We start from the raw sequence: 2500 nt of genomic DNA, 5'->3' as shown, positions 1-2500 counted from the left end.
GGCATTTATTCTGTCTGACAATCAAATCTCCATGTATACCCACCTGACAGTGAGCATATGTTTGGATATCAGCATCATCAAAAATATATGGCGGTTTAATTAATCGACTCTTTGACCGTGAATATCGAACGCAGCTAAACGGGACGACATTAGCTATATGTAGTGACCGGTCAATTTTTCGAATCAAGAGAAGCGCTAAGCAGGAATGCGACGAAACAACTATTAGCCGGACACTGGGACGCAAGAGTTAGATTGCAGTATTGGTGTTAGAGACTCAGTCTGATAGTTCAGATGTCCTAATATCTTTCCAGGTCAGTTAACCCGCCAAAAGAATCCAATATAAATCTACGCCGCATATGACCAGGGCTCCTTGGTAAAGAAGCCTCTACACTTTCATTAAAACCTAAATCCGCACAAGCATAGGCTTTCGCCTTTAGTTGGCGGGGGAATATCGCGAAGCGATGTGTATATTAGCGACAGGCTGGAATTCCGAACTGAGCTGTTAAACAAGGACGCTGTTGGACGGACTCGATGGTCCGGCATTCGGCGGGGCTGCCATCGGATACGACCCCAAATGCGCTGCGCTTTGGGAAACCTAAAAGACTAAAAGCCCGCTGTTTCCAGCGAGGCTTAGTGTTGTTGACGGACGAGTGTGGCATAGCCACAAGCCTACGGTAGAAAACTGTTCCAGACGTTTTCTACACTCACTACATCCATGTCGGTCAGCGCGATGCTTTAGCTTAGCTCGGGCGGATCTATCCAAAGCGCCGTAATGAAAAAAGCCTCTGCATAGCTGCAGAGGCTTTCATCTTTATGTTGGCGGAGCGGACGGGACTCGAACCCGCGCCCCCCGGCGTGACAGGCCGGCTTTCTCTGATAAAGAAGCTAACCAACTGAACTACCACTCTATTGCAATTTGTTTTCAGATAGAGAAAAGCCCCTGCATTGCTGCAGAGGCTTTCGTCTTTATGTTGGCGGAGCGGACGGGAGTCAACGCGCACGGCCAGTGTCGCGACCAGGAGTCAGTAGGGCTCCGTCGCGGGGAACAAATAGCAAAAAGCCCCATCCGAAGATGAGGCTTTTCACTTAAGTTGACGGAGCGGACGGGACTCGAACCCGCGCCCCCCGGCGTGACAGGCCGGCTTTCTCTGATAAAGAAGCTAACCAACTGAACTACCACTCTATTGCAATTTGTTTTCAGATAGAGAAAAGCCCCTGCATTGCTGCAGAGGCTTTCGTCTTAAGTTGGCGGAGCGGACGGGACTCGAACCCGCGACCCCCGGCGTGACAGGCCGGTATTCTAACCAACTGAACTACCGCTCCTTTGGGCTAGGCCCAAATTAGGCGTCTGGCAATGACCTACTCTCACATGGGGAGACCCCACACTACCATCGGCGCTGCTCCGTTTCACTACTGAGTTCGGAATGGGATCAGGTGGGACCAGAGCGCTATTGTCACCAGACATAAAATTGTATGGAACAAATTTTAAACGCGCTTTAGCGCGGCCCGTTAGGGTCAAATACAAGGATGTATTTGATAAATTCGTTCCTGAATTTGGAAAGCTGTGCAGTGAAAGATGGTGGTCGCTACTGGGATCGAACCAGTGACCCCCTCCTTGTAAGGGAGGTGCTCTCCCGGCTGAGCTAAGCGACCGGTATTCTGTGTTATTGAGTTATCACTTCAATCAAGTCTGGTTTCTTCAAGGCTATCTACTCTAACCATCAGTCAAAACCCATCTGGGTTGTATGGTTAAGCCGCACGAGTCATTAGTACAGGTTAGCTCAACGCCTCACAACGCTTACACACCCTGCCTATCAACGTCCTGGTCTCGGACGGCTCTTCAGTGGACTCAAGGTCCAAGGGAAGACTCATCTTGGGGCTCGCTTCCCGCTTAGATGCTTTCAGCGGTTATCGATTCCGAACGTAGCTACCGGGCAATGCCATTGGCATGACAACCCGAACACCAGCGGTTCGTTCACTCCGGTCCTCTCGTACTAGGAGCAACCCCCCTCAATCTTCCAACGCCCACGGCAGATAGGGACCGAACTGTCTCACGACGTTCTGAACCCAGCTCGCGTACCACTTTAAATGGCGAACAGCCATACCCTTGGGACCGACTTCAGCCCCAGGATGTGATGAGCCGACATCGAGGTGCCAAACACCGCCGTCGATATGAACTCTTGGGCGGTATCAGCCTGTTATCCCCGGAGTACCTTTTATCCGTTGAGCGATGGCCCTTCCATGCAGAACCACCGGATCACTATGACCTACTTTCGTACCTGCTCGACGTGTCTGTCTCGCAGTTAAGCTGGCTTGTGCCATTACACTAACCACACGATGTCCGACCGTGTTTAGCCAACCTTCGTGCTCCTCCGTTACTCTTTGGGAGGAGACCGCCCCAGTCAAACTACCCACCAGGCACTGTCCCTAGTCCGGATTCACGGACCGAGGTTAGAACATCAACACTACAAGGGTGGTATTTCAAGGTCGACTCCACGAG

At 51.4% G+C, this 2500-nt stretch carries 3 tRNA genes and 2 rRNA genes (1 of these 5 only partly in view); all 5 read right to left on the bottom strand.

The window, feature by feature from the left end:
- Positions 1–1095 precede the first annotated feature (1095 nt).
- Positions 1096–1182 (bottom strand) — tRNA-Asp (locus tag JQC75_RS01240).
- A gap of 64 nt (positions 1183–1246) precedes the next feature.
- Positions 1247–1323: transfer RNA gene (locus JQC75_RS01235), tRNA-Asp, on the bottom strand.
- Positions 1324–1346: 23 nt separating this feature from the next.
- A 5S ribosomal RNA gene (gene rrf / locus JQC75_RS01230) occupies positions 1347–1462 on the bottom strand.
- Positions 1463–1577: 115 nt separating this feature from the next.
- Positions 1578–1653: transfer RNA gene (locus JQC75_RS01225), tRNA-Val, on the bottom strand.
- Positions 1654–1745: 92 nt separating this feature from the next.
- Positions 1746–2500, bottom strand: a 23S ribosomal RNA gene (locus JQC75_RS01220); it runs 2139 nt beyond the window's last position.

It is taken from the genome of Shewanella litorisediminis (genome assembly GCF_016834455.1).
GTDB lineage: Bacteria > Pseudomonadota > Gammaproteobacteria > Enterobacterales > Shewanellaceae > Shewanella > Shewanella litorisediminis.
The sequence above is the reverse complement of the archived record's forward strand: the minus strand, read 5'-3'. Positions and strand labels throughout refer to the sequence as shown.